The organism is Streptococcus sp. KHUD_013 (genome assembly GCF_052588545.1).
In genome coordinates this window covers 1,505,811-1,527,724 of the sequence record NZ_CP186264.1, presented here as the reverse complement: position 1 = coordinate 1,527,724, position 21,914 = coordinate 1,505,811, and the positions used below count along the sequence as shown (strand labels likewise).

At 41.8% G+C, this 21,914-nt stretch carries 16 protein-coding genes, 12 tRNA genes and 3 rRNA genes; 28 read left to right on the top strand and 3 right to left on the bottom strand.

Going from position 1 to position 21,914, the window contains the following annotated elements; all coding sequences use genetic code 11:
• Positions 1 to 179: 179 nt before the first annotated feature.
• From ACOXXR_RS07325 to ACOXXR_RS07255, 15 genes are all read left to right on the top strand, one after another.
• Positions 180 to 1,728 (top strand): 16S ribosomal RNA (locus ACOXXR_RS07325).
• A gap of 53 nt (positions 1,729 to 1,781) precedes the next feature.
• Positions 1,782 to 1,854: transfer RNA gene (locus ACOXXR_RS07320), tRNA-Ala, on the top strand.
• Positions 1,855 to 1,983: 129 nt separating this feature from the next.
• Positions 1,984 to 4,884 (top strand): 23S ribosomal RNA (locus ACOXXR_RS07315).
• Between the two features lie 80 nt (positions 4,885 to 4,964).
• Positions 4,965 to 5,079: ribosomal RNA gene (gene rrf / locus ACOXXR_RS07310) — 5S ribosomal RNA — on the top strand.
• The 16S, 23S and 5S rRNA genes sit together here with 12 tRNA genes alongside, the layout of an rRNA operon.
• 126 nt (positions 5,080 to 5,205) lie before the next feature.
• Positions 5,206 to 5,278 (top strand) — tRNA-Val (locus ACOXXR_RS07305).
• A 2-nt stretch (positions 5,279 to 5,280) separates the two neighbouring features.
• Positions 5,281 to 5,353, top strand: a tRNA-Asp gene (locus tag ACOXXR_RS07300).
• A gap of 31 nt (positions 5,354 to 5,384) precedes the next feature.
• A tRNA-Lys gene (locus ACOXXR_RS07295) sits at positions 5,385 to 5,457 on the top strand.
• Between the two features lie 5 nt (positions 5,458 to 5,462).
• Positions 5,463 to 5,544: transfer RNA gene (locus ACOXXR_RS07290), tRNA-Leu, on the top strand.
• A 17-nt stretch (positions 5,545 to 5,561) separates the two neighbouring features.
• Positions 5,562 to 5,634, top strand: a tRNA-Thr gene (locus tag ACOXXR_RS07285).
• 23 nt (positions 5,635 to 5,657) lie between these two features.
• Positions 5,658 to 5,729: transfer RNA gene (locus ACOXXR_RS07280), tRNA-Gly, on the top strand.
• Between the two features lie 7 nt (positions 5,730 to 5,736).
• A tRNA-Leu gene (locus ACOXXR_RS07275) sits at positions 5,737 to 5,822 on the top strand.
• A gap of 22 nt (positions 5,823 to 5,844) precedes the next feature.
• Positions 5,845 to 5,918, top strand: a tRNA-Arg gene (locus ACOXXR_RS07270).
• Positions 5,919 to 5,954: 36 nt separating this feature from the next.
• Positions 5,955 to 6,028 (top strand) — tRNA-Arg (locus ACOXXR_RS07265).
• Positions 6,029 to 6,064: 36 nt separating this feature from the next.
• Positions 6,065 to 6,138 (top strand) — tRNA-Arg (locus tag ACOXXR_RS07260).
• A gap of 19 nt (positions 6,139 to 6,157) precedes the next feature.
• Positions 6,158 to 6,231, top strand: a tRNA-Pro gene (locus tag ACOXXR_RS07255).
• 64 nt (positions 6,232 to 6,295) lie between these two features.
• Here ACOXXR_RS07255 and ACOXXR_RS07250 read toward each other — a convergent pair.
• The 3 genes from ACOXXR_RS07250 to recX all read right to left on the bottom strand — a co-directional run bounded on the left by ACOXXR_RS07250 (position 6,296) and on the right by recX (position 8,110).
• The gene (locus ACOXXR_RS07250) at positions 6,296 to 6,613 is read right to left on the bottom strand and encodes a DUF960 domain-containing protein (RefSeq protein ID WP_023022377.1); all 318 of its coding nucleotides are present in this window, start codon (positions 6,611 to 6,613) and stop codon (positions 6,296 to 6,298) included.
• A gap of 99 nt (positions 6,614 to 6,712) precedes the next feature.
• Positions 6,713 to 7,246 carry a nucleoside tri-diphosphate phosphatase gene (gene ntdP / locus ACOXXR_RS07245; RefSeq protein ID WP_006596828.1) on the bottom strand — a complete coding sequence of 178 codons (534 nt, stop codon included), beginning with the start codon at positions 7,244 to 7,246 and terminating at the stop codon, positions 6,713 to 6,715.
• 87 nt (positions 7,247 to 7,333) lie between these two features.
• Positions 7,334 to 8,110, bottom strand: a complete 777-nt coding sequence (gene recX / locus ACOXXR_RS07240; protein WP_023022379.1) for a recombination regulator RecX — start codon at positions 8,108 to 8,110, stop codon at positions 7,334 to 7,336.
• A 158-nt stretch (positions 8,111 to 8,268) separates the two neighbouring features.
• Here recX and rlmD point away from each other — a divergent pair, with 158 nt between their 5' ends.
• From rlmD to ACOXXR_RS07175, 13 genes are all read left to right on the top strand, one after another.
• Entirely contained in the window at positions 8,269 to 9,624 is a 1,356-nt protein-coding gene (gene rlmD / locus ACOXXR_RS07235; protein ID WP_445278348.1) for a 23S rRNA (uracil(1939)-C(5))-methyltransferase RlmD, read from the top strand.
• 131 nt (positions 9,625 to 9,755) lie between these two features.
• Positions 9,756 to 9,989 carry a DUF1858 domain-containing protein gene (locus ACOXXR_RS07230; RefSeq protein WP_006596822.1) on the top strand — a complete coding sequence of 78 codons (234 nt, stop codon included), beginning with the start codon at positions 9,756 to 9,758 and terminating at the stop codon, positions 9,987 to 9,989.
• Positions 9,989 to 11,338 (top strand): DUF438 domain-containing protein, encoded by a 1,350-nt coding sequence (locus tag ACOXXR_RS07225; protein WP_195550082.1) that lies wholly within the window; start codon positions 9,989 to 9,991, stop codon positions 11,336 to 11,338. The genes ACOXXR_RS07230 and ACOXXR_RS07225 overlap by 1 nt, the downstream gene beginning before the upstream one ends.
• Before the next feature lie 2 nt (positions 11,339 to 11,340).
• Complete coding sequence (locus ACOXXR_RS07220) at positions 11,341 to 11,595, top strand: DUF1912 family protein (RefSeq protein WP_006596820.1); 255 nt, start codon at positions 11,341 to 11,343, stop codon at positions 11,593 to 11,595.
• Between the two features lie 181 nt (positions 11,596 to 11,776).
• Entirely contained in the window at positions 11,777 to 12,112 is a 336-nt protein-coding gene (locus ACOXXR_RS07215; protein WP_445278347.1) for a helix-hairpin-helix domain-containing protein, read from the top strand.
• A 282-nt stretch (positions 12,113 to 12,394) separates the two neighbouring features.
• Positions 12,395 to 12,955 (top strand): GNAT family N-acetyltransferase, encoded by a 561-nt coding sequence (locus tag ACOXXR_RS07210; protein ID WP_445278346.1) that lies wholly within the window; start codon positions 12,395 to 12,397, stop codon positions 12,953 to 12,955.
• The gene (locus ACOXXR_RS07205) at positions 12,955 to 13,533 is read left to right on the top strand and encodes an AAA family ATPase (RefSeq protein ID WP_129268574.1); all 579 of its coding nucleotides are present in this window, start codon (positions 12,955 to 12,957) and stop codon (positions 13,531 to 13,533) included. The genes ACOXXR_RS07210 and ACOXXR_RS07205 overlap by 1 nt, the downstream gene beginning before the upstream one ends.
• Positions 13,526 to 16,177: a valine--tRNA ligase gene (locus ACOXXR_RS07200; protein WP_445278345.1), complete on the top strand. Its 2,652-nt coding sequence runs from the start codon at positions 13,526 to 13,528 to the stop codon at positions 16,175 to 16,177. Before ACOXXR_RS07205 ends, ACOXXR_RS07200 begins: the two co-directional genes overlap by 8 nt.
• Before the next feature lie 115 nt (positions 16,178 to 16,292).
• The gene (locus tag ACOXXR_RS07195; RefSeq protein WP_414287717.1) at positions 16,293 to 17,366 is read left to right on the top strand and encodes a DUF262 domain-containing protein; all 1,074 of its coding nucleotides are present in this window, start codon (positions 16,293 to 16,295) and stop codon (positions 17,364 to 17,366) included.
• Positions 17,363 to 17,920: a hypothetical protein gene (locus ACOXXR_RS07190; protein ID WP_414287719.1), complete on the top strand. Its 558-nt coding sequence runs from the start codon at positions 17,363 to 17,365 to the stop codon at positions 17,918 to 17,920. Before ACOXXR_RS07195 ends, ACOXXR_RS07190 begins: the two co-directional genes overlap by 4 nt.
• Positions 17,921 to 18,115: 195 nt before the next feature.
• The gene (locus tag ACOXXR_RS07185) at positions 18,116 to 18,871 is read left to right on the top strand and encodes a DUF3883 domain-containing protein (protein ID WP_414287721.1); all 756 of its coding nucleotides are present in this window, start codon (positions 18,116 to 18,118) and stop codon (positions 18,869 to 18,871) included.
• A gap of 105 nt (positions 18,872 to 18,976) precedes the next feature.
• Positions 18,977 to 20,644, top strand: a complete 1,668-nt coding sequence (locus ACOXXR_RS07180) for a DNA cytosine methyltransferase (protein ID WP_445278344.1) — start codon at positions 18,977 to 18,979, stop codon at positions 20,642 to 20,644.
• A gap of 17 nt (positions 20,645 to 20,661) precedes the next feature.
• Positions 20,662 to 21,912 carry a chromosome partitioning protein ParB gene (locus ACOXXR_RS07175; RefSeq protein ID WP_414287725.1) on the top strand — a complete coding sequence of 417 codons (1,251 nt, stop codon included), beginning with the start codon at positions 20,662 to 20,664 and terminating at the stop codon, positions 21,910 to 21,912.
• Positions 21,913 to 21,914 lie beyond the last annotated feature (2 nt).

Sequence of the window (21,914 nt, the reverse complement as noted above, 5' to 3'; positions counted from 1 at the left end):
TGACAAGGAGAAGAGGTCGTGATATACTAATATAGTTGTCGCGCGAGAGCGACAAAGACCTTTGAAAACTGAACAAGACGAACCAATGTGCAGGGCGCTATAACGGAAGTTATAGTAACTGAACAATAAAAAAACAATAAATCTGTCAGTGACAGAATGAGTTTAAGACAAACAATTATTTTAATGAGAGTTTGATCCTGGCTCAGGATGAACGCTGGCGGCGTGCCTAATACATGCAAGTAGAACGCTGAAGCTTGGTGCTTGCACCGAGCGGATGAGTTGCGAACGGGTGAGTAACGCGTAGGTAACCTGCCTGGTAGCGGGGGATAACTATTGGAAACGATAGCTAATACCGCATAACAGTAGATATTGCATGATATCTGCTTGAAAGGTGCAATTGCATCACTACCAGATGGACCTGCGTTGTATTAGCTAGTTGGTGAGGTAACGGCTCACCAAGGCGACGATACATAGCCGACCTGAGAGGGTGATCGGCCACACTGGGACTGAGACACGGCCCAGACTCCTACGGGAGGCAGCAGTAGGGAATCTTCGGCAATGGGGGGAACCCTGACCGAGCAACGCCGCGTGAGTGAAGAAGGTTTTCGGATCGTAAAGCTCTGTTGTAAGAGAAGAACGAGTGTGAGAGTGGAAAGTTCACACTGTGACGGTATCTTACCAGAAAGGGACGGCTAACTACGTGCCAGCAGCCGCGGTAATACGTAGGTCCCGAGCGTTATCCGGATTTATTGGGCGTAAAGCGAGCGCAGGCGGTTAGATAAGTCTGAAGTTAAAGGCTGTGGCTTAACCATAGTACGCTTTGGAAACTGTTTAACTTGAGTGCAAGAGGGGAGAGTGGAATTCCATGTGTAGCGGTGAAATGCGTAGATATATGGAGGAACACCGGTGGCGAAAGCGGCTCTCTGGCTTGTAACTGACGCTGAGGCTCGAAAGCGTGGGGAGCAAACAGGATTAGATACCCTGGTAGTCCACGCCGTAAACGATGAGTGCTAGGTGTTGGGTCCTTTCCGGGACTCAGTGCCGCAGCTAACGCATTAAGCACTCCGCCTGGGGAGTACGACCGCAAGGTTGAAACTCAAAGGAATTGACGGGGGCCCGCACAAGCGGTGGAGCATGTGGTTTAATTCGAAGCAACGCGAAGAACCTTACCAGGTCTTGACATCCCTCTGACCGCTCTAGAGATAGAGTTTTCCTTCGGGACAGAGGTGACAGGTGGTGCATGGTTGTCGTCAGCTCGTGTCGTGAGATGTTGGGTTAAGTCCCGCAACGAGCGCAACCCCTATTGTTAGTTGCCATCATTCAGTTGGGCACTCTAGCGAGACTGCCGGTAATAAACCGGAGGAAGGTGGGGATGACGTCAAATCATCATGCCCCTTATGACCTGGGCTACACACGTGCTACAATGGCTGGTACAACGAGTCGCAAGTCGGTGACGGCAAGCTAATCTCTTAAAGCCAGTCTCAGTTCGGATTGTAGGCTGCAACTCGCCTACATGAAGTCGGAATCGCTAGTAATCGCGGATCAGCACGCCGCGGTGAATACGTTCCCGGGCCTTGTACACACCGCCCGTCACACCACGAGAGTTTGTAACACCCGAAGTCGGTGAGGTAACCTTTTAGGAGCCAGCCGCCTAAGGTGGGATAGATGATTGGGGTGAAGTCGTAACAAGGTAGCCGTATCGGAAGGTGCGGCTGGATCACCTCCTTTCTAAGGATAAGGAAACCTGCACGTTGGTCTTGTTTAGTTTTGAGAGGTCTTGTGGGGCCTTAGCTCAGCTGGGAGAGCGCCTGCTTTGCACGCAGGAGGTCAGCGGTTCGATCCCGCTAGGCTCCATTGGTGAGAGATCACCAAGGATGAACATTGAAAATTGAATATCTATATCAAATAGTAACAAGAAAATAAACCGAAAACGCTGTGAATATTTAATGAGTTTTCTAATTTTTTAAGAAATTAGGTTAATAAGGTTAAGTTAATAAGGGCGCACGGTGGATGCCTTGGCACTAGGAGCCGAAGAAGGACGTGACAAACGACGAAATGCCTCGGGGAGCTGTAAGTAAGCTTAGATCCGGGGATGTCCGAATGGGGGAACCCAGCAGGTGATACCTGTTACCCATATCTGTTAAGGATATGAGGAGGAAGACGCAGTGAACTGAAACATCTAAGTAGCTGCAGGAAGAGAAAGCAAAAGCGATTGCCTTAGTAGCGGCGAGCGAAACGGCAGGAGGGCAAACCGAAGAGTTTACTCTTCGGGGTTGTAGGACTGCAATGTGGACTTAAAGATTATAGAAGAACTACCTGGGAAGGTAGGCCAAAGAGAGTAATAGCCTCGTATTTTAAATAGTCTTTATACCTAGCAGTATCCTGAGTACGGCGAGACACGTGGAATCTCGTCGGAATCTGGGAGGACCATCTCCCAACCCTAAATACTCCCTAGTGACCGATAGTGAACCAGTACCGTGAGGGAAAGGTGAAAAGCACCCCGGGAGGGGAGTGAAATAGAACCTGAAACTGTGTGCCTACAACAAGTTCGAGCCCGTTAATGGGTGAGAGCGTGCCTTTTGTAGAATGAACCGGCGAGTTACGATATGATGCGAGGTTAAGTTGAAGAGACGGAGCCGTAGGGAAACCGAGTCTGAATAGGGCGCTTTAGTATTATGTCGTAGACCCGAAACCATGTGACCTACCCATGAGCAGGTTGAAGGTGCGGTAAAACGCACTGGAGGACCGAACCAGGGCACGTTGAAAAGTGCTTGGATGACTTGTGGGTAGCGGAGAAATTCCAAACGAACTTGGAGATAGCTGGTTCTCTCCGAAATAGCTTTAGGGCTAGCGTCGACATAAAGATTCTTGGAGGTAGAGCACTGTTTGGGTGAGGGGTCCATCCCGGATTACCAATCTCAGATAAACTCCGAATGCCAATGAATTATGGTCGGCAGTCAGACTGCGAGTGCTAAGATCCGTAGTCGAAAGGGAAACAGCCCAGACCACCAGCTAAGGTCCCAAAATAATTGTTAAGTGGAAAAGGATGTGGGGTTGCACAGACAACTAGGATGTTAGCTTAGAAGCAGCTATTCATTCAAAGAGTGCGTAATAGCTCACTAGTCGAGTGACCCTGCGCCGAAAATGTACCGGGGCTAAAACAATTTACCGAAGCTGTGGATACCTTTAATGGTATGGTAGGAGAGCGTTCTATGTGTGAAGAAGGTATACCGTGAGGAGTGCTGGAACGCATAGAAGTGAGAATGCCGGTATGAGTAGCGAAAGACAGGTGAGAATCCTGTCCACCGTAAGACTAAGGTTTCCAGGGGAAGGCTCGTCCGCCCTGGGTTAGTCGGGACCTAAGGAGAGACCGAAAGGTGTATTCGATGGACAACAGGTTGATATTCCTGTACTAGAGTATGTAGTGATGGAGGGACGCAGTAGGCTAACTAAAGCGTGCGATTGGAAGTGCACGTCTAAGCAGTGAGGTGTGAATTGAGTTAAATGCTTAGTTCTATAACATTGAGCTGTGATGGGGAGCGAAGTTTAGTAGCGAAGTTAGTGATGTCACACTGCCAAGAAAAGCTTCTAGCGTTAAACATACTCTACCCGTACCGCAAACCGACACAGGTAGTCGAGGCGAGTAGCCTCAGGTGAGCGAGAGAACTCTCGTTAAGGAACTCGGCAAAATGACCCCGTAACTTCGGGAGAAGGGGTGCTGACTTAGGTCAGCCGCAGTGAATAGGCCCAAGCAACTGTTTATCAAAAACACAGCTCTCTGCTAAATCGTAAGATGATGTATAGGGGGTGACGCCTGCCCGGTGCTGGAAGGTTAAGAGGAGTGCTTAGGAGTAATCCGAAGGTATGAATTGAAGCCCCAGTAAACGGCGGCCGTAACTATAACGGTCCTAAGGTAGCGAAATTCCTTGTCGGGTAAGTTCCGACCCGCACGAAAGGCGTAATGATTTGGGCACTGTCTCAACGAGAGACTCGGTGAAATTTTAGTACCTGTGAAGATGCAGGTTACCCGCGACAGGACGGAAAGACCCCATGGAGCTTTACTGCAGTTTGATATTGAGTGTCTGTGCCACATGTACAGGATAGGTAGGAGCCATAGAGATCGGGACGCCAGTTTCGATGGAGGCGTTGTTGGGATACTACCCTTGTGTTATGGCCACTCTAACCCGGATAGGTGATCCCTATCGGAGACAGTGTCTGACGGGCAGTTTGACTGGGGCGGTCGCCTCCTAAAAGGTAACGGAGGCGCCCAAAGGTTCCCTCAGAATGGTTGGAAATCATTCGCAGAGTGTAAAGGTATAAGGGAGCTTGACTGCGAGAGCTACAACTCGAGCAGGGACGAAAGTCGGGCTTAGTGATCCGGTGGTTCCGTATGGAAGGGCCATCGCTCAACGGATAAAAGCTACCCTGGGGATAACAGGCTTATCTCCCCCAAGAGTTCACATCGACGGGGAGGTTTGGCACCTCGATGTCGGCTCGTCGCATCCTGGGGCTGTAGTCGGTCCCAAGGGTTGGGCTGTTCGCCCATTAAAGCGGCACGCGAGCTGGGTTCAGAACGTCGTGAGACAGTTCGGTCCCTATCCGTCGCGGGCGTAGGAAATTTGAGAGGATCTGCTCCTAGTACGAGAGGACCAGAGTGGACTTACCGCTGGTGTACCAGTTGTCTCGCCAGAGGCATCGCTGGGTAGCTATGTAGGGAAGGGATAAACGCTGAAAGCATCTAAGTGTGAAACCCACCTCAAGATGAGATTTCCCATAACTATATGTTAGTAAGAGCCCTGAGAGAAGATCAGGTAGATAGGTTAGGAGTGGAAGTTGTGTGAGCAATGGAGCGGACTAATACTAATAGCTCGAGGACTTATCCAAAAAGTAACTGAGGATATTTACAGCTGGTTAGATTTTTGTTAGAATATAGGTATTCAATTTTGAATGTTCATCATTCAGAGTTAAGTGACGATAGCCTAGGAGATACACCTGTACCCATGCCGAACACAGAAGTTAAGCCCTAGAACGCCGGAAGTAGTTGGGGGTTGCCCCTGTGAGATATGGTAGTCGCTTAGCAAGATAGGAAGTTAGATGCTTCCTTTTTTGGGAGTTTAGCTCAGCTAAGGAGAACGAAAGTTCGACTTTGTCGAAACTGACGCAAGTCAGTGCACGACAGGGAACCAGTGAGCTAGACGACCATTTGGGAGTTTAGCTCAGCTGGGAGAGCATCTGCCTTACAAGCAGAGGGTCAGCGGTTCGATCCCGTTAACTCCCATAGGTCCCGTAGTGTAGCGGTTATCACGTCGCCCTGTCACGGCGAAGATCGCGGGTTCGATTCCCGTCGGGACCGTAGGAACATAGTTTCTAGAAGATAATGATACGACTCGTTAGCTCAGTTGGTAGAGCAATTGACTTTTAATCAATGGGTCACTGGTTCGAGCCCAGTACGGGTCATTATAGCGGGTTTGGCGGAATTGGCAGACGCACCAGATTTAGGATCTGGCGCTTTACGGCGTGGGGGTTCAAGTCCCTTAACCCGCATAAAGGAATAATAATGAGCCGGCTTAGCTCAGTTGGTAGAGCATCTGATTTGTAATCAGAGGGTCGCGTGTTCAAGTCATGTAGCCGGCATTTTTTTATATAAAGAAACAGATGCGAACGTAGTTCAGTGGTAGAACACCACCTTGCCAAGGTGGGGGTCGCGGGTTCGAATCCCGTCGTTCGCTTGAGGAGGCCGGGGTGGCGGAACTGGCAGACGCACAGGACTTAAAATCCTGCGATTGGTAACGATCGTACCGGTTCGATTCCGGTCCTCGGCATAAGATTTAGGTTGGAGAAGAAGCACCCTTAGCTCAACTGGATAGAGTACCTGACTACGAATCAGGCGGTTAGAGGTTCGACTCCTCTAGGGTGCATGGTCGCAAGGCTATGTAATAATTGAATAGGAACGAGCACCCTTAGCTCAACTGGATAGAGTACCTGACTACGAATCAGGCGGTTAGAGGTTCGACTCCTCTAGGGTGCATGGTCGCAAGGCTATGTAATAATTGAATAGGAACGAGCACCCTTAGCTCAACTGGATAGAGTACCTGACTACGAATCAGGCGGTTAGAGGTTCGACTCCTCTAGGGTGCATAAAGCGTAAGCTTTAGTTCGGGAAGTAGCTCAGCTTGGTAGAGTACTTGGTTTGGGACCAAGGTGTCGCAGGTTCGAATCCTGTCTTCCCGATACTATTGAAAGGTCATATGACCTTTTTTGTTTTGTAAAAAAAAAGGCCATTAGGCCTTTTATTTTATAAGAGTTGGTATTCATCAATCAGCATGATTGTTTCTCTTCCCTTGTTATCAACAATTCGTACTTGTCTTGGATAATAGGGGTCGAAAGGAATCAGGAAATCAACTGCGATTTCTAAAGGAAAGTCTTTTTGACTGAAGCGCAGGGTTGTTTTTCCTTTCCGATTGATGAGTTCAAATTTTAAAACGGGGTTCAAGGGATAGACATGTTTGAGGTAGTTGTCAATGACAAACCAGAAACTATCGATGATATCATCCGGTAAGCTGGTTACGACCCCAAAACTTGCATAGCGGCCTCTTGTATTTGTAAACGCCATAGTGTCTCCCTTCCTGTTTTTATTAAGTACATAGTACTTGTTTTACTTGGATATTGCAAGTATTAAGTTCGAAAAAAAGAGCTTTCGCTCTTTTCAACTTTATTTATTTCGCAGTTCAACATAACGGTTGTACCAAATTTTAATGTATTCCTCAGAGAACGGACCTAACTGGTTGTTAATCCAGTCTACAAGGATTTTGACATTTTCTTTTAGGATAAAGTCAATGTCATCTGAATAGTTCATTTTGCGTTTGTGCTGTTCGTATTCTTCTACGTCCAGCAGTTTTTTATCACCATCCGGAAAGACTTTGACATCAAGATCATAATCAATATACTTTAGTGCCTCTTGGTCCATATAATAAGGACTGGCAAGATTACAATAATAGGATACTTCATTATCTCGGATCATAGCAATGATATTAAACCAGTACTTCTTATGAAAGTAGACGATTGCTGGCTCTCGTGTAATCCATCTTCTACCATCGCTCTCTGTAACGAGAGTATGATCATTGACGCCGATAAGTGCGTTTTCCGTAGTTTTTAGTACCATGGTGTCCCGCCAGGTTCGGTGGAGACTTCCATCATGTTTATAACTTTGAATTGTAATAAAGTCGCCTTCTTTAGGTAGTTTCATAACTTACCAACTTTCTACAATCTAAGTACATCCTCTATATTGTATCATATTTTCATGAAAATAAGGGATTTTCATGTGATTTTTTATTTAAAGGAATTCGCGAAGTGCTGTAGAAATGTCTGAGTAGTCGTATCCCTTGCGCGCAAGGGCTTGAGTGAGGCGTTGTTTAAGCTCGTAGCCCTCGTATTTTCGGGAGTATTTCTGGTGCTGTTTTTCTAGTTCCTTCATAATCAGGTCAAGAGTTTGTTCCTCGTTTGGTTCGATATCTAATTGGTGATAGGCTTGCTTGACAACTTCATAACTAAAGCCTTTATTGATAAGAGTTTGTGTGATTTTATCTTTTAAGGCTCTTGGTGGAAGTTTCTTAACGTATTGCTTAGCCAGTTTCTGAGCAGTTCGTTGAGCCACTTCGGAGAAATCAAATTCTGAGGTGATTTTGTCGATATAGTGGGAAGAGACACCTTTTTGAATGAGCTTTTGCTTGAGGAGATAGGGGCCCTTGTCTCCTGAGAGGTGATTGGATTGAAAGATAGCCCGAGTATAGGCCAAGTCATCGATCCATTTGTCTTCTTTTAGGGTGTTCATGACGGTTTCGATGGTAGATTCGTCGATTTCGTGCTTGATTAAGTAGTCTCTAACCTCGCGAGCTGTTCGTGCCTTAAAGGAAAGGTGATAGAGGGCCAAGTTTTTAGCATGGGAAAGCTGGGCATAGGTTTGAATTTCCTTGAGTTCTTCCTGGCTAATCTCTTTGTCTCGTGAGAGCATGAAGCGGACGATGGTGTCTTCTGTAATGTAGAGGGATTCGGCTTGATCCAGCTCTAGAAGGTAGAGACGTTTTTTCTTTTCTAATTTGGTAATTTTCATAGGTTTCCTGTTTCGTTTGTGTTTTATTGCGGTAAATGATCAGTCTTTCTCTTTATATTATTCGTAGTCCTTTTGAGAAATGGTCCCTGATTCCTTGTTTTTCTTCTCAATTCTATCATATTCTAAACGAATGAGAAACTACATGGTATAATAGACATATGAATCTAAAAGTTAAACAAAGAATTCCCTTGAAAATCAAGCGAATGGGAATTAATGGTGAAGGGATTGGCTTTTACAAGAAGACCTTGGTCTTTGTGCCTGGGGCTTTAAAGGGTGAAGATGTCTTTTGCCAAATTACGGCGATTCGGAAGAATTTTGCAGAAGCCAAGCTCTTGTCCGTCAACAAGGCTTCCAAGTATCGGGTAACGCCAACCTGTGATATTTATGAGACCTGTGGGGGCTGCCAAATCATGCATCTGAAGTACAGCAAGCAGTTGGAGTTCAAAACAGACTTATTGCAGCAGGCCTTGAAAAAATATGCTCCTAAAGGCTATGAAAATTATTTGATTCATTCGACGCTTGGGATGAAAAAACCTCAGTATTATCGGGCTAAGCTCCAATTTCAGACGCGTAAATTTAAGGGGCAGGTAAAGGCTGGTTTATACGCTCAAAATTCCCATTATTTGGTGGAATTAAGGGACTGTCTGGTCCAGGATCCGGTCATTCAGGAAATTGCTAATCACGTAGCTGAGCTATTGACCTACTACCAGATTCCGATTTCAGATGATCGGAAGCAATTGGGAGTTCGAACCATCATGGTGCGTCGGGCTCGTAAGACTGGACAGGTCCAAATGATCGTGGTGACGAGTCGACAAATTAATTTAACAGACTTGGTCGCAGACCTAGTAGAAAAATATCCTGAAATTGTAACGGTGGCAGTCAATCTGAACACTTCTAAATCAAGCGAGATTTATGGGGAGAAGACGCAGATTATTTGGGGACAGGAGACCATTCGTGAAGGGGTCTTGGATTATGAATTTTCCTTGTCTCCTCGGGCCTTTTACCAGTTAAATCCTGAGCAAACTGAAGTCCTCTATAGTGAGGCTGTCAAGGCCTTAGATGTATCACCAGAGGATCATTTGATTGATGCATACTGCGGGGTTGGAACTATTGGTTTTGCCTTTGCGGACAAGGTCAAGAGTGTACGGGGGATGGACATTATCCCTGAAGCGATTGAGGATGCTAAATACAATGCTAAGCAGATGGGATTTGATAACACCCACTACGAAGCTGGGACGGCTGAGGAAATTATTCCTCGTTGGTACAAGGAAGGCTATCGGGCAGATGCAGTCATTGTGGATCCACCACGGACTGGACTGGGGGTGCAATTGATTGACACCTTGTTGCGCTATGCCCCTCAAAAGATGGTCTATGTTTCTTGTAATGTTTCTACCCTGGCGCGGGATCTCGTGGACTTGACCAAGGTGTATGATGTCGTCTACATCCAATCAGTGGATATGTTTCCCCATACAGCACGGACAGAGGCTGTGGTGAAGTTAGTCAAGAAAGCTTAATCGAATAGGGATCAACAATGGATATTTGGCAAATCATGTATGAAAAGGCCGATCAGAGGGCTGAGGAGCTTTCCCAGGAAGAGCGTTAGATTTCTAGGAGCTTAGATGAGAGAAGAATGTGAGAGTGAAAGATGGATAATAAAATTGATGTATCGATTCCAGTTGCTCAAGTCATTGATCAACATCCGGAAGTATTGGACTTGTTGGTGGAATTGGGCTTTAAACCCTTAGCCAATCCAATCATGCGCAATACAGTTGGGCGTAAGGTTTCCTTGAAGCAAGGATCAAAATTAGAAGGCACTCCTATGGAGAAGATTGTACGAACACTAGAGGCCAATGGCTATGAAGTAGTGGGGCTAGACTAATGAGTGATGAACGAATTCATGTCTTAAGAGATATCTTATTAGACCTTCATCATGGAGCTTCTCCTGAGTCGGTCCAAGAGCGCTTTGATGCGACCTTTAGCGGGGTGTCTGCGATTGAGATTTCCCTCATGGAGCATGAACTGATGAACTCCGATGCAGGTATCACCTTTGAGGATGTCATGGAGCTATGCGATGTCCACGCCAATCTCTTTAAGAACGCTGTACAAGGGGTCGAAGTGGCAGATACAGACCATCCAGGTCACCCAGTTCAGATTTTTAAACAGGAGAATCTAGCCCTTCGGGCCGCTATGATGCGGGTCCGTCGCTTGCTGGATAATTATGAGACGACGGAGGATCCTGAGATGATCCAGGAGATTCACAAAGGCCTCTTGCGTCAGCTAGGCCTGGTGGGTCAATTTGATCGGCATTACCGTCGCAAGGAAGAATTGATGTTCCCCATTATGGAACGCTATGGGCATGATTCCCCCCCTAAAGTCATGTGGGGAGTGGATGACCAGATTCGAGAACTCTTTGCGAAAGCGATGGATGCGGCCAAGAAACTACCGGATTCTGGTATTTCTGAAGTCAAAGAGCGCTTTGAAGCCTTTGCGCAAGAGTTTGAGGCTATGATCTTCAAGGAAGAATCGATCCTCTTGATGATTTTGCTGGAGGCCTTTACTCAAGATGATTGGCTCTCCATCGCGGAAGAAAGTGATGCCTATGGTTATGCTATTATCATTCCAAGTGAGAAATGGGTGCCAAAACGCGTGGACTTCAAGGAAGAAGGAGCAAGAGAGTCAGAAGGTTCAGGTGAGGTCCTTCCTTCTTCAGAAGAAGGCGAGGAGCACCGTCAGGTCATTGAGACTCCTGAGGGACAATTGACCATTACCTTTACGCCTAAGAAAAAAGAAGAGAGCTTCGACCGCCAGCAACCACAAGCTTTTGGCCATGGATTTTTATCGGTTGAGCAAGCGAATTTGATCTTGAACCATCTACCGATGGAGATCACCTTTGTTAATAAAGATGATATCTTCCAGTATTACAATGATGTAGCGCCTTTTGAGGAGATGATCTTCAAACGGACGCCGTCGCAGGTAGGACGCAATGTTGAGCTGTGTCACCCGCCAAAATATTTGGAGAAGGTCAAAGCCATCATGCAAGGGCTTCGAGAAGGGAAAAAAGACAAGTACGAAATGTGGTTCAAATCCGAATCACGTGGGAAATTTGTCCATGTTACCTATGCGGCAGTGCGTGATGAAGCAGGAGATTTTCAAGGTGTCTTGGAATATGTCCAGGATATCCAACCCTATCGGGAAATCGATAGTGGATTTTATAGAGGATTGGAGTAAGAATGAGCTACGAAAAAGAATTTATGAAAGAATTTGAGGCCTGGATCAAGACCCAGGTCATGATCAATGAGATGGCCCTGACAGAAAGCAAGAAGGTTTATGAAGAGGATCAGGACGAGCGGGCCAAGGAAGCTATGATCCGCTACGAGAGTCGCTTGGATGCCTATCAATTCCTTCAAGGGAAGTTTGCTAACTACCACGAGGGGAAAGGATTCCACGATCTTCCAGATGGCTTGTTTGGAGAGAGAACCTATTAAAAGCTCTTTGTGAAGACCTTTTACTGGCTGGATTTGGCTGAAAATAGTGCAATGACTTGATTTTTCGAGGGATTGTGTTACAATAAAAAAGTTGAACAGACATCAACGAATTATCGAAAGTAATATTGGTGATGAAACCTTGTTGCCTTAGGGATTGATCACTGGATACGTAGGAGGAAAAATGGCAAAGAAGAACGTTAACCGTGCGAAACAATACAAACATCAAAATAGACATCTTTTGAAAAAAGCTGTCGCAACTGTAGGAGCAGCTGTTAAAGAAGCACCTAAGAAGGTTGAGAAAGCAGCGAAAGAAGTGAAACAAGCAGCTTCTTCAGTAGAAGAATTCGCTGCAAGCTTGGAAGGTGTAGCACTAGATCGTGCGCAAACATTCTATGATGAAGGTATTCGCTCTGTTGCGGACTTCGCAAACTGGACAGAAAAAGAGTTGTTGGCCCTTAAAGGAATTGGCCCAGCTACTATAAAAAAATTGCAAGAACTTGGTGTCAAGTTTAAATAATCGCTTTTGTGATTTCTTGCTATTTCCAGGAAAACTTGATAAAATGAAGCTGTTAGAGGTGTTTTGAGTCCCACATTTTACAGAAAGTGGCGGTGCTGAGAAGTCCACAAATGTGTCAAAACTAGTTGCTAATGGATGAAAAATTGAAATAAAAATGTCTTTTTGTTTAAAAGACGAGAGATGCGGGCGTTGCCCGAAATTGGGTGGTACCGCGGATAAACATATTCGTCCCTGTCAGATTGATGACAGGGGCGATTTTTTTGTAGAAAGCGAGGTAGAAGGATGACAAGAGCAGAGTTACCAGAACGAATCGAAACCGAGCGTCTAGTCTTGCGAGTCCGTACAGTGGCGGATGCTGAGGTTATCTTTGACTATGCTAGTCGTCCAGAGGTTTCTTACCCAGCAGGCTTCCCACCCGTCAAAACCTTGGAAGATGAGATTTATTATCTAGAGCATATCCTTCCTGAGCGCAATGAAAAGGACAATCTCCCAGCTGGCTATGGAATTATGGTCAAAGGGACGGATAAAGTCATTGGCTCAGTTGACTTCAACCATCGCCACGAAGACGATGTGCTGGAGATTGGCTATACCTTGCACCCAGACTATTGGGGGCGAGGCTATGTGCCTGAAGCAGCGCGTGCTTTGATTGATTTAGCTTTTAAAGAACTTAACCTTCACAAGATAGAATTGTCTTGCTTTGGTTACAACCTTCAAAGTCAACGAGTCGCGGAAAAACTTGGCTTTACCCTTGAAGCTCGCATAAGAGATCGCAAAGATGCCCAAGGCAACCGCTGTGATGATTTGAGATATGGCTTGCTGAAGAGTGAGTGGGAGGTGGATTGATGCATGTTTTCATCATTGGAGCTCCAGCTGCAGGGAAAATGACCATTGGTCAGGAACTTTCGAAACTCACCGGTGCGACTCTCTTTTTCAACCATCAACCAATTGATTTCGCACTCGAAATCTATCAGGATTTTACGGAAGAAATGTGGGAATTTGTTCGTAGCGTTAACTTTTCTTTTCTTGGAACAAGCGCCAGGCATCATCGGTCGGTAATTTTAACAGGTGTAACTGATTTTTCAAATCAATATCATCTGATGTATTTGAAGAATATTCAAGATTTATTAAATGAGTATCATCAAGAGATTCTCTTTGTTGAATTAGAAACGTCTCTTGAGGAGCGCTTACGTCGCAATCGGACGGAGAATCGGTTGAAATACAAACCCTTGAAAAGGAATTTTGAGGTATCTGAAAGAGAAATTTTAGAGACTGATAAAACAGATCAACTTAATTCTCAAAAGCAACCGAGTGGTCTTCACCACTACCTGAAAATTGATAATACGAATCTGTCTGCAGAAGAAGTCGCAAAGCAGATTCAAGAAAAAATGAAAACAATAGAGAAAGGACACACACATGTCTAAAGAACTTTCACCTAAATACAATCCAGCCGAGGTTGAGGCTGGTCGTTACCAAAAATGGCTTGACGAAGATGTTTTCAAGCCTTCAGGCGATAAAAAGGCTAAGCCATACTCTATCGTGATTCCACCACCAAACGTAACTGGTAAACTTCACCTTGGTCACGCTTGGGATACAACTTTGCAAGATATCATTATCCGTCAAAAACGTATGCAAGGCTTTGATACGCTTTGGCTTCCAGGGATGGACCACGCTGGGATTGCTACTCAGGCTAAGGTTGAGGAGCGCTTGCGTGGCGAGGGCATTAGTCGTTATGACCTCGGTCGTGAAAAATTCCTTGAGAAAGTCTGGGAATGGAAAGACGAATATGCCACTACTATCAAAGAACAATGGGGCAAGATGGGGCTCTCTGTAGACTACTCTCGTGAGCGTTTCACACTTGATGAAGGTTTGTCAAAAGCGGTTCGTAAGGTCTTTGTGGACCTATACAAAAAAGGCTGGATCTACCGTGGTGAATTTATCATCAACTGGGACCCAGCAGCTCGTACAGCCCTTTCTGATATCGAGGTGATCCATAAGGATGTCGAAGGCGCCTTTTACCACTTGAACTACATGCTAGAAGATGGTTCACGCGCCCTTGAAGTTGCGACTACTCGTCCTGAGACCATGTTTGGGGACGTAGCCGTTGCGGTCAATCCAGATGACCCACGCTACAAGGATTTGATTGGTAAAAATGTTATCCTTCCAATCGCTAATAAACTCATCCCAATCGTTGGAGACGAACACGCAGATCCTGAATTTGGTACTGGTGTCGTGAAAATCACACCTGCCCACGATCCAAACGACTTCTTGGTTGGTCAACGCCATAACTTGCCACAAGTCAATGTCATGAACGATGACGGAACTATGAATGACTTGGCCTTTGAATTTGCAGGCATGGACCGTTTTGAAGCTCGTAAGGCAGTCGTTGCTAAGTTGGAAGAAATCGGTGCCCTCGTTAAAATCGAAAAACGTGTTCACAGTGTTGGTCACTCAGAGCGTACAGGTGTCGTGGTTGAGCCACGCTTGTCGACGCAATGGTTTGTCAAGATGGACCAATTGGCTAAAAATGCCATTGCTAACCAAGATACAGAGGACAAGGTAGAATTCTACCCACCTCGTTTCAACGATACCTTCCTCCAATGGATGGAAAATGTCCATGACTGGGTCATCTCTCGTCAGCTCTGGTGGGGTCACCAAATCCCTGCTTGGTACAATGCTGAGGGTGAAATATATGTCGGCGAAGAAGCTCCAGAAGGTGACGGTTGGACTCAGGACGAAGACGTCTTGGATACGTGGTTCAGTTCGGCTCTTTGGCCATTCTCTACCATGGGCTGGCCGGATGTGGACTCAGAAGACTTTAAACGTTATTATCCAACATCAACTTTGGTGACTGGTTATGATATTATTCCGTTCTGGGTGTCTCGGATGATTTTCCAAGGTTTGGAATTTACTGGCAAGTCGCCATTCAAAAATGCCTTGATTCATGGTCTCATTCGTGATGAGCAAGGACGCAAGATGTCGAAATCTCTCGGTAACGGGATTGATCCAATGGATGTTATTGATAAGTACGGAACAGATAGCCTTCGTTGGTTCCTTTCAAATGGTTCTGCACCAGGGCAAGATGTGCGCTTCTCTTACGAGAAAATGGATGCTTCATGGAACTTCATTAACAAGATTTGGAACATCTCTCGCTACATCCTCATGAACAATGAAGGATTGACTCTTGAGCAAGCAACTGCCAATGTGGAAAAAGTTGCCAACAAGGAAGCTGGCAATGTTACAGACCGTTGGATTCTCCATAACCTTAATGAAACTATCGGAAAAGTCACTGAAAACTTTGACAAGTTTGAGTTTGGTGTGGCTGGACACATCCTCTACAACTTTATCTGGGATGAGTTTGCGGACTGGTACGTTGAGTTGACCAAGGAAGTCCTTTATAGCGACAACGAAGAAGAGAAAGTCATCACACGTTCTGTTCTCCTTTACACTTTGGACAAGATCCTTCGTCTCCTTCACCCAATCATGCCATTCGTGACAGAGGAAATCTTTGGTCAAATCTCAGAAGGCTCTATTGTTACAGCAGCATACCCAACTGTCAACCCAGCCTTTGAAGACTTGGCAGCTCACACAGGTGTGGAAAGCCTCAAAGACTTGATCCGTGCTGTTCGGAATGCGCGTGCGGAAGTAAACGTAGCACCAAGTAAGCCTATCACCATCCTTGTTAAGACAAGCGATAGCGACTTGGAAGCCTTCTTTAACAGCAATGTCAACTACATCAAACGCTTCACAAATCCAGAACACTTGGAAATCGCATCAAACATTCCTGCACCTGAACTCGCTATGTCAAGTGTCATCACAGGAGCAGAAATCTACTTGCCTCTCGCAGACCTCCTCAATGTCGAAGAAGAACTGGCTCGCCTCGACAAGGAACTCGCTAAATGGCAAAAAGAGCTGGATATGGTTGGTAAGAAGCTCTCTAACGAACGCTTCGTAGCCAATGCCAAACCAGAAGTCGTCCAAAAGGAACGCGACAAACAAGCCGACTACCAAGCGAAGTACGATGCGACGGTTGCACGTATTGATGAGATGAAGAAGTTGGTTAAATAAATCAACATCAGGCAGATTCTGTTAAATAGGCTTATATCAGAATCTGCTTTTTTTGTATTATTTTGATATAATCTATATGTTATATATTAAATAGCGTCATAAATGGAGTATAAAAATGGAAAATAAATTTCAATCAAAAGTCGTTCAGATTAATGACATTATTGAATGGTATACAAAAGGTGAACTTAATTATTCACCTAAATATCAAAGAAATAGTGTTTGGACTCAGAATGCAAAATCATATCTAATCGATACAATTCTAAGAGGATTTCCTATTCCACCTATTTTTTTACGTCAAAAAATAGATGTAAATACTAGAAAAACAACTAGAGAAGTCATTGATGGGCAACAGAGACTTCGTGCGATTATTGATTATGTTTACGAGGAAGAGTTTCCTGTCATGGTGAAGCATAACTCTGAATATGGAAATATGATTTACTCTAACTTGGACGATGAAACAAAATCAGATATTTTAAATTTCCAGATCATTGCTCAAATCGTAACAGAAGATGACGACTCTTCAATCTATGATATGTTCGCTAGATTAAATTCAAATAACGTAGCCCTTAATAAACAGGAATTAAGAAATTCAGTATATTGGGGAGATTTTAAGGTTTTCATATATCAACTCACATCAGATTATCGATATTTCTTTGAAAAGTATAATTTTTTTAAAGATAAAGAATATGCAAGAATGAACGATTATGAGTTCATGAATTCATTAATAATTTTGATTAATGAAGGCGTTGTTAGCGAAACTCCATCGATGATTGATAAATACTATGGAGAACATAATGAATCTTTTTCAGGTGCAGATTTTAGTAAAGAAACTTTTAAAGAATTAACAAATAGGTTAGATGATGTATTTGAGAAACTTGGTGGAATTTATTTGTTTAATAACAAAAACTATTTTTATTCTTTATTTGCTATTTTATTATCAACTTTATGCAGAGAAAAGTGGAGTGGTATTAGGGATTTTAATTTCACACAGCTACCAGATAATTTTGAAGAGAAACTTACTAAGTTTATAAGTAATTATAATCAATCAAGAGAAAAGGATTCCATTTTAAACGATGAGTTGCAAAATAAATATGAAAGATTAATTGGACTACATAGCAAAAGAACTACAAACCGACCAGAACGTTTAGAACGGATTAAATTGTTAGCAGAACTATTAGGTGTACAATGAATGTTGATGAAATCAAACAAAAAATACAAGAATTAAATGCTTGGGCTAGAGACACTGACTGCTATGATATTGCCCTATTTCGAATTTGGCTGATTTTTGAAAAATATTTAATTGAAAAGTTTATTCAATACTCAATTGGTGAAACTGGAGATGCCCAATCTATTACTTATAAAATCAGATTTTTAGATAGAGAACACCTAAGTTATTTTTTAAAAGGTGATAGGACCTTCGTTGAGTATCTTGGTAAGATTGAGAAATTATCTAAACATATTTTTGAAAACAATCCCTTTACTATTATTATTGATGATGCAACTCATTCGAAAGTCTATAATGACTTGAAAATAATAAGAAACCAGGTTGCTCATGATAGTGATGAATCAAGAACAAAATTTTTTAAAGATTGTTTGTTTTCAAGACAATCTGACGAGAATTTAGGAGTAAATGAATACTTAAAAAGAAATACCAGTCGAACAATTACTCAATCGAATTATTCTAGATTAATAGAAGGGATAATTGATATTATCACTTTTATAGATAATCCTTTTTTTACCTAGTTTGCTTTTGATAAACTGTAGTATAAATGAGGCAGATAAAAGAACGCGACAAAAAAGACGACTACCAAGCTAAATATGATGCGACCGTCGCACGTATTGATGAGATGAAGAAACTCGTGAAATAAACACAGAAACACGGCGTTATGCCGTGTTTTTTTGGTATAATGAAATCAATATCTATTGATGGAGAAAATTATGTCTAAACACCCTTACTATGAATTGTTAAACTTGATTGGCTATGGTCTTGCTAAGTTTGATGATACTTTTATAAAGGAATTTCAATGCTCTAGTAAATCCGAGTTTTATCGTTACATAGTTTCTCTAGGTGTTGCAGAAACAACTGGTGTAGTCAAAAATAGAATGGATTTATTCGACCCCTATTTTGATAACAATCGAAAAGGTTGGTGGCAAAAAGCTGAAGTCTACCGTTTTAGAAAAGATTTAATTGACATGATGTTTGGGAGCGAGGATGTTCACAGTTTCGCAGAAATAGTCAAAATGTTGCTTGCAAGTGAAGGGAAGAAAACAGGCAAAACCATCATTGAAAAACCAATTGTTCGGACGAAATTCAAACGCCTACAAGAAACTGGAATGGAAGCAGAGAACTATTTCATTTACCATTTTGATAAGGAAGAAAAATTTAAAGATGGCCAATTGACTGATGCCCGTCTTTACGGTGATGGATATGATTTCCAAGTAGATGTTCAAGAACATTCATACCTTGCTGAAGTAAAAGGTATTCGAAAACCTAAAGGACATATTCGTTTGACCGCCAAAGAATTTGAGAAAGCTAAGGAATATCAATCAGATTTTATATTATCATTGGTCACCAATCTAGATGAGATTCCAAAGTTAGTATTAATCGATAATCCTTTGAATCATTTTGAATTCAAAAAGAGCATAGTAAAAAATGAAGTTGTAGAATATAGAAGTTTAGAGGACTTATATTAGTAATCTAATATTTATAAGGAATAGAAATACGGCTGGTTATAGTAGTTTTGGTATAATTAGTATAAACATAATCTAGTTAGAGAGATAGGAATTAATTTAATCAATATGCAAGAATTAAACCGTTTAACTGTAGTAGACTTTTTTTGTGGAGCAGGTGGTTTTTCAGAAGGTTTCCGAAGAGCAGGATATGATGTAATAATGGGGATTGATGTCTGGCAGCCTGCAATTATAACACATAATTTTAATCACGGACTAAATGATAATGTAAAAAGTGTACTTGATTTTGAGGATATAGAAGAAATAAATAAGTTACCTGACACAGATGTTATTATTGGTAGTCCACCATGTCAATTGTTTTCTCTTTCTAATCAAGGAGGAAACGCTAATAAAGATTCAGGTATTAATTTGATAAAAACTTTTTATAAAGTAATTGCAGTAAAAAAGTTTCAAAAGAATTCTAAGTTAAAAGCATGGTTAATGGAGAATGTTCCTAATTCACAGAACTATGTTCAAGAAGAATATACCTTTGAAGAATTAGGGTTATCTAATTGGGCAATATCACAAAATTTAAATCCAAAATCTGTTGCTATTAAATCTAAATATAATGGCGGTATATTACATGCAGATGATTATGGTGCTGCTCAGTCAAGACGACGTTTTGTTAGTGGGGAAATTATAGATACTGGAGAATTCCCATTTCCTGATAAACTTAATCAGGAAAAAATAACTCTAAATAAATTATTTAAAGATTTTCCTAAACCTCTTGACCAGTCATCGCGTAATTTTGTGGTTGATCCTAATTATCCAATGGAAAAAGTTAGAATTGAGAACTTTAAAGATCATTTTTATGATACAGGTGTCTATCAAGTGCAGTGGCAAAAGGCTAGAGATTTAAAACAGAGACATCCTTATATGGGAAAGATGTCGTTTCCAGAAAACATGGACAAGCCAAGTCGTACTATCATGGCAACACAATCAGCTAGCACTAGAGAAGCTATACTGTATAAATCTAGTAACAGTCGAGTAGGAGATGGCGAGTACCGTTTGCCGACTGTTAGAGAGGCTGCTTGCATTATGGGCTACCCTTTAGATTACCAATTTTTTGGTGATGAGTCTACAAAGTGGAGACAGGTAGGAAATGCAGTATGTGTTCAACTTTCTTTTGCTCTAGCTATAAAAATTCTGGAACTAATAAAATTTCCAAAATTACCAGCTAAGATTATTGATAAAGATATTAACCAATTTAAATATTTAGATAGCAAAAAATTAAAGGAATTTGATAATCCTCCAACGCGAAGTGAAAAAGCATTGTTTAGACAATTTCCTATTAAATCAGGAAACATGACCGTTGATTTAACTAATAAAGTTAATGGAGAAAGTGGAAATTGGGGTGTTGTTGCACATGCGGGTACAGGGAAAGGATTTAAAAAAATTATTGTTTCGCGATTTAATCAAATGGAAGCTAAATCCCTTCTTAAAAATTTAGTACCAAACTTAATCATTGAATTAGAAAATGACAGAGTTATTAAGCGATACTCCATAGATCAATTAAATCAAGAAAACAAAAGGTATGGATTTCATAAGGATGATGTTTCACATCCATATTATGTTATTAATTATATTAGACAGCTGATCGAAAAGTATCTTATTAGTTATGGGGGAGATTCAGAAATAGATGTTTGTCATACGAATCTTTCACAGCTTAAGGATAAAATACCTTTAAGTCAGATAATGTCACTTTACTTAGTACCCGTAATAATTTATGGGAAATAGACTGATGGAGAATGAATATGAATCAAGATTTGAATGAATTAATAAAAAATGGAGATATTGAAAAGACAACTTTAAAAAAACGTTTGACTATTGGGGGAGAAACAAAAGACTATCCAGTATACAAATTCCCGTTAGAATATTTATACTATAATGATCAAAATGGTCGTATTAATACAGTTTACCATCAGTACATATCAAATCATGGTAAATTAACACCAGAAATTGGAGATTCAAAATATAATGAAATATTTGAAAGATTTATTTATGAATCTAAGAAGCAGGCTTTAAAGAACACTCAATTTTCTATTTCTGAGAAAGGACAACAAGAACCTGGTGTAATTCTTTCCGATGGAAGAGTTATTGATGGAAATCGTAGATTTACAGCTCTCCGTAGAATACAAAAAGAAACAAATATCCAACAATACTTCGAAGCTGTAATACTTTCATTTGATATCAATAATAAAATTGATGAAAAGAAAATAAAAGAGTTAGAATTAGATTTGCAGCTTGGACGAGAAGAAAGAGTTAGTTATGATCCAATTGATCGTATTTTTGATGTATACAACACAATTGAAGTTCAGAAACTAATGACTCCGGAAGAATACAAAAAAGCCAGTGGTGCTGGTAATACTAAGGGAATTAACAAAGACTTACGTCTTGCTAAATTGATTATCAAGTTCTTATCTATAGTCGCTCCCAACGAAAATCCTATTGATAAATTTTATCTTGCTAGAGAATTGAAGTTAGATGGACCTCTGGAAGATATTGAAAGAACAATTAACAAATTAAAAAAAGATAAAGAGATGATAACTCAAAATGTACTAACTATTTTAGCAGTCCAGATTGCAAAGTCTGAAGTTGGTGATAGAGATATTACTAGAAAAATCCGAGATGTCAAATATAATATTTTAGAAAATCCTGAAATGAAAGAACATTTCATAAGTGCTACTGATGAGCATGTAGATAATATTATTGACTTTTTTGAGTCTAATCCAATAGATAAGGCAAGTGATTTAAAAAATAATCTAAATAACAATCTTGAGATAGCAGAAGTATCAAGTAAATTATTACAAACAACTAACAGATTATCAAACAAAGGCCAAATAACAGCAAATCGCAGACAATCTTTGGTAAAATTGCAGGAAATCAGAGATACATTAGAAGATTTATCTTCTGAAGATTTAAAAGAACTGCATGAAGAAGAATTTTTTGAGGCAAAAGAAATTCTTCAAGAAATTAGAGATTTAGCATTTAAATTATCCAAATAGAG

What these genes read in the sequence shown, in the direction of transcription:
- ACOXXR_RS07215 (WP_445278347.1), top strand. Translation starts at nt 11,777, where the DNA reads ATGGCAAAGAAGAACGTTAACCGTGCGAAACAATACAAACATCAAAAT.
- ACOXXR_RS07205 (WP_129268574.1), top strand. Translation starts at nt 12,955, where the DNA reads ATGCATGTTTTCATCATTGGAGCTCCAGCTGCAGGGAAAATGACCATT.
- ACOXXR_RS07175 (WP_414287725.1), top strand. Translation starts at nt 20,662, where the DNA reads ATGAATCAAGATTTGAATGAATTAATAAAAAATGGAGATATTGAAAAG.
- ACOXXR_RS07210 (WP_445278346.1), top strand. Translation starts at nt 12,395, where the DNA reads ATGACAAGAGCAGAGTTACCAGAACGAATCGAAACCGAGCGTCTAGTC.
- ACOXXR_RS07195 (WP_414287717.1), top strand. Translation starts at nt 16,293, where the DNA reads ATGGAAAATAAATTTCAATCAAAAGTCGTTCAGATTAATGACATTATT.
- ACOXXR_RS07225 (WP_195550082.1), top strand. Translation starts at nt 9,989, where the DNA reads ATGAGTGATGAACGAATTCATGTCTTAAGAGATATCTTATTAGACCTT.
- recX (WP_023022379.1), bottom strand. Translation starts at nt 8,110, where the DNA reads ATGAAAATTACCAAATTAGAAAAGAAAAAACGTCTCTACCTTCTAGAG.
- ACOXXR_RS07250 (WP_023022377.1), bottom strand. Translation starts at nt 6,613, where the DNA reads ATGGCGTTTACAAATACAAGAGGCCGCTATGCAAGTTTTGGGGTCGTA.
- rlmD (WP_445278348.1), top strand. Translation starts at nt 8,269, where the DNA reads ATGAATCTAAAAGTTAAACAAAGAATTCCCTTGAAAATCAAGCGAATG.
- ACOXXR_RS07200 (WP_445278345.1), top strand. Translation starts at nt 13,526, where the DNA reads ATGTCTAAAGAACTTTCACCTAAATACAATCCAGCCGAGGTTGAGGCT.
- ACOXXR_RS07220 (WP_006596820.1), top strand. Translation starts at nt 11,341, where the DNA reads ATGAGCTACGAAAAAGAATTTATGAAAGAATTTGAGGCCTGGATCAAG.
- ACOXXR_RS07185 (WP_414287721.1), top strand. Translation starts at nt 18,116, where the DNA reads ATGTCTAAACACCCTTACTATGAATTGTTAAACTTGATTGGCTATGGT.
- ntdP (WP_006596828.1), bottom strand. Translation starts at nt 7,246, where the DNA reads ATGAAACTACCTAAAGAAGGCGACTTTATTACAATTCAAAGTTATAAA.
- ACOXXR_RS07180 (WP_445278344.1), top strand. Translation starts at nt 18,977, where the DNA reads ATGCAAGAATTAAACCGTTTAACTGTAGTAGACTTTTTTTGTGGAGCA.
- ACOXXR_RS07230 (WP_006596822.1), top strand. Translation starts at nt 9,756, where the DNA reads ATGGATAATAAAATTGATGTATCGATTCCAGTTGCTCAAGTCATTGAT.
- ACOXXR_RS07190 (WP_414287719.1), top strand. Translation starts at nt 17,363, where the DNA reads ATGAATGTTGATGAAATCAAACAAAAAATACAAGAATTAAATGCTTGG.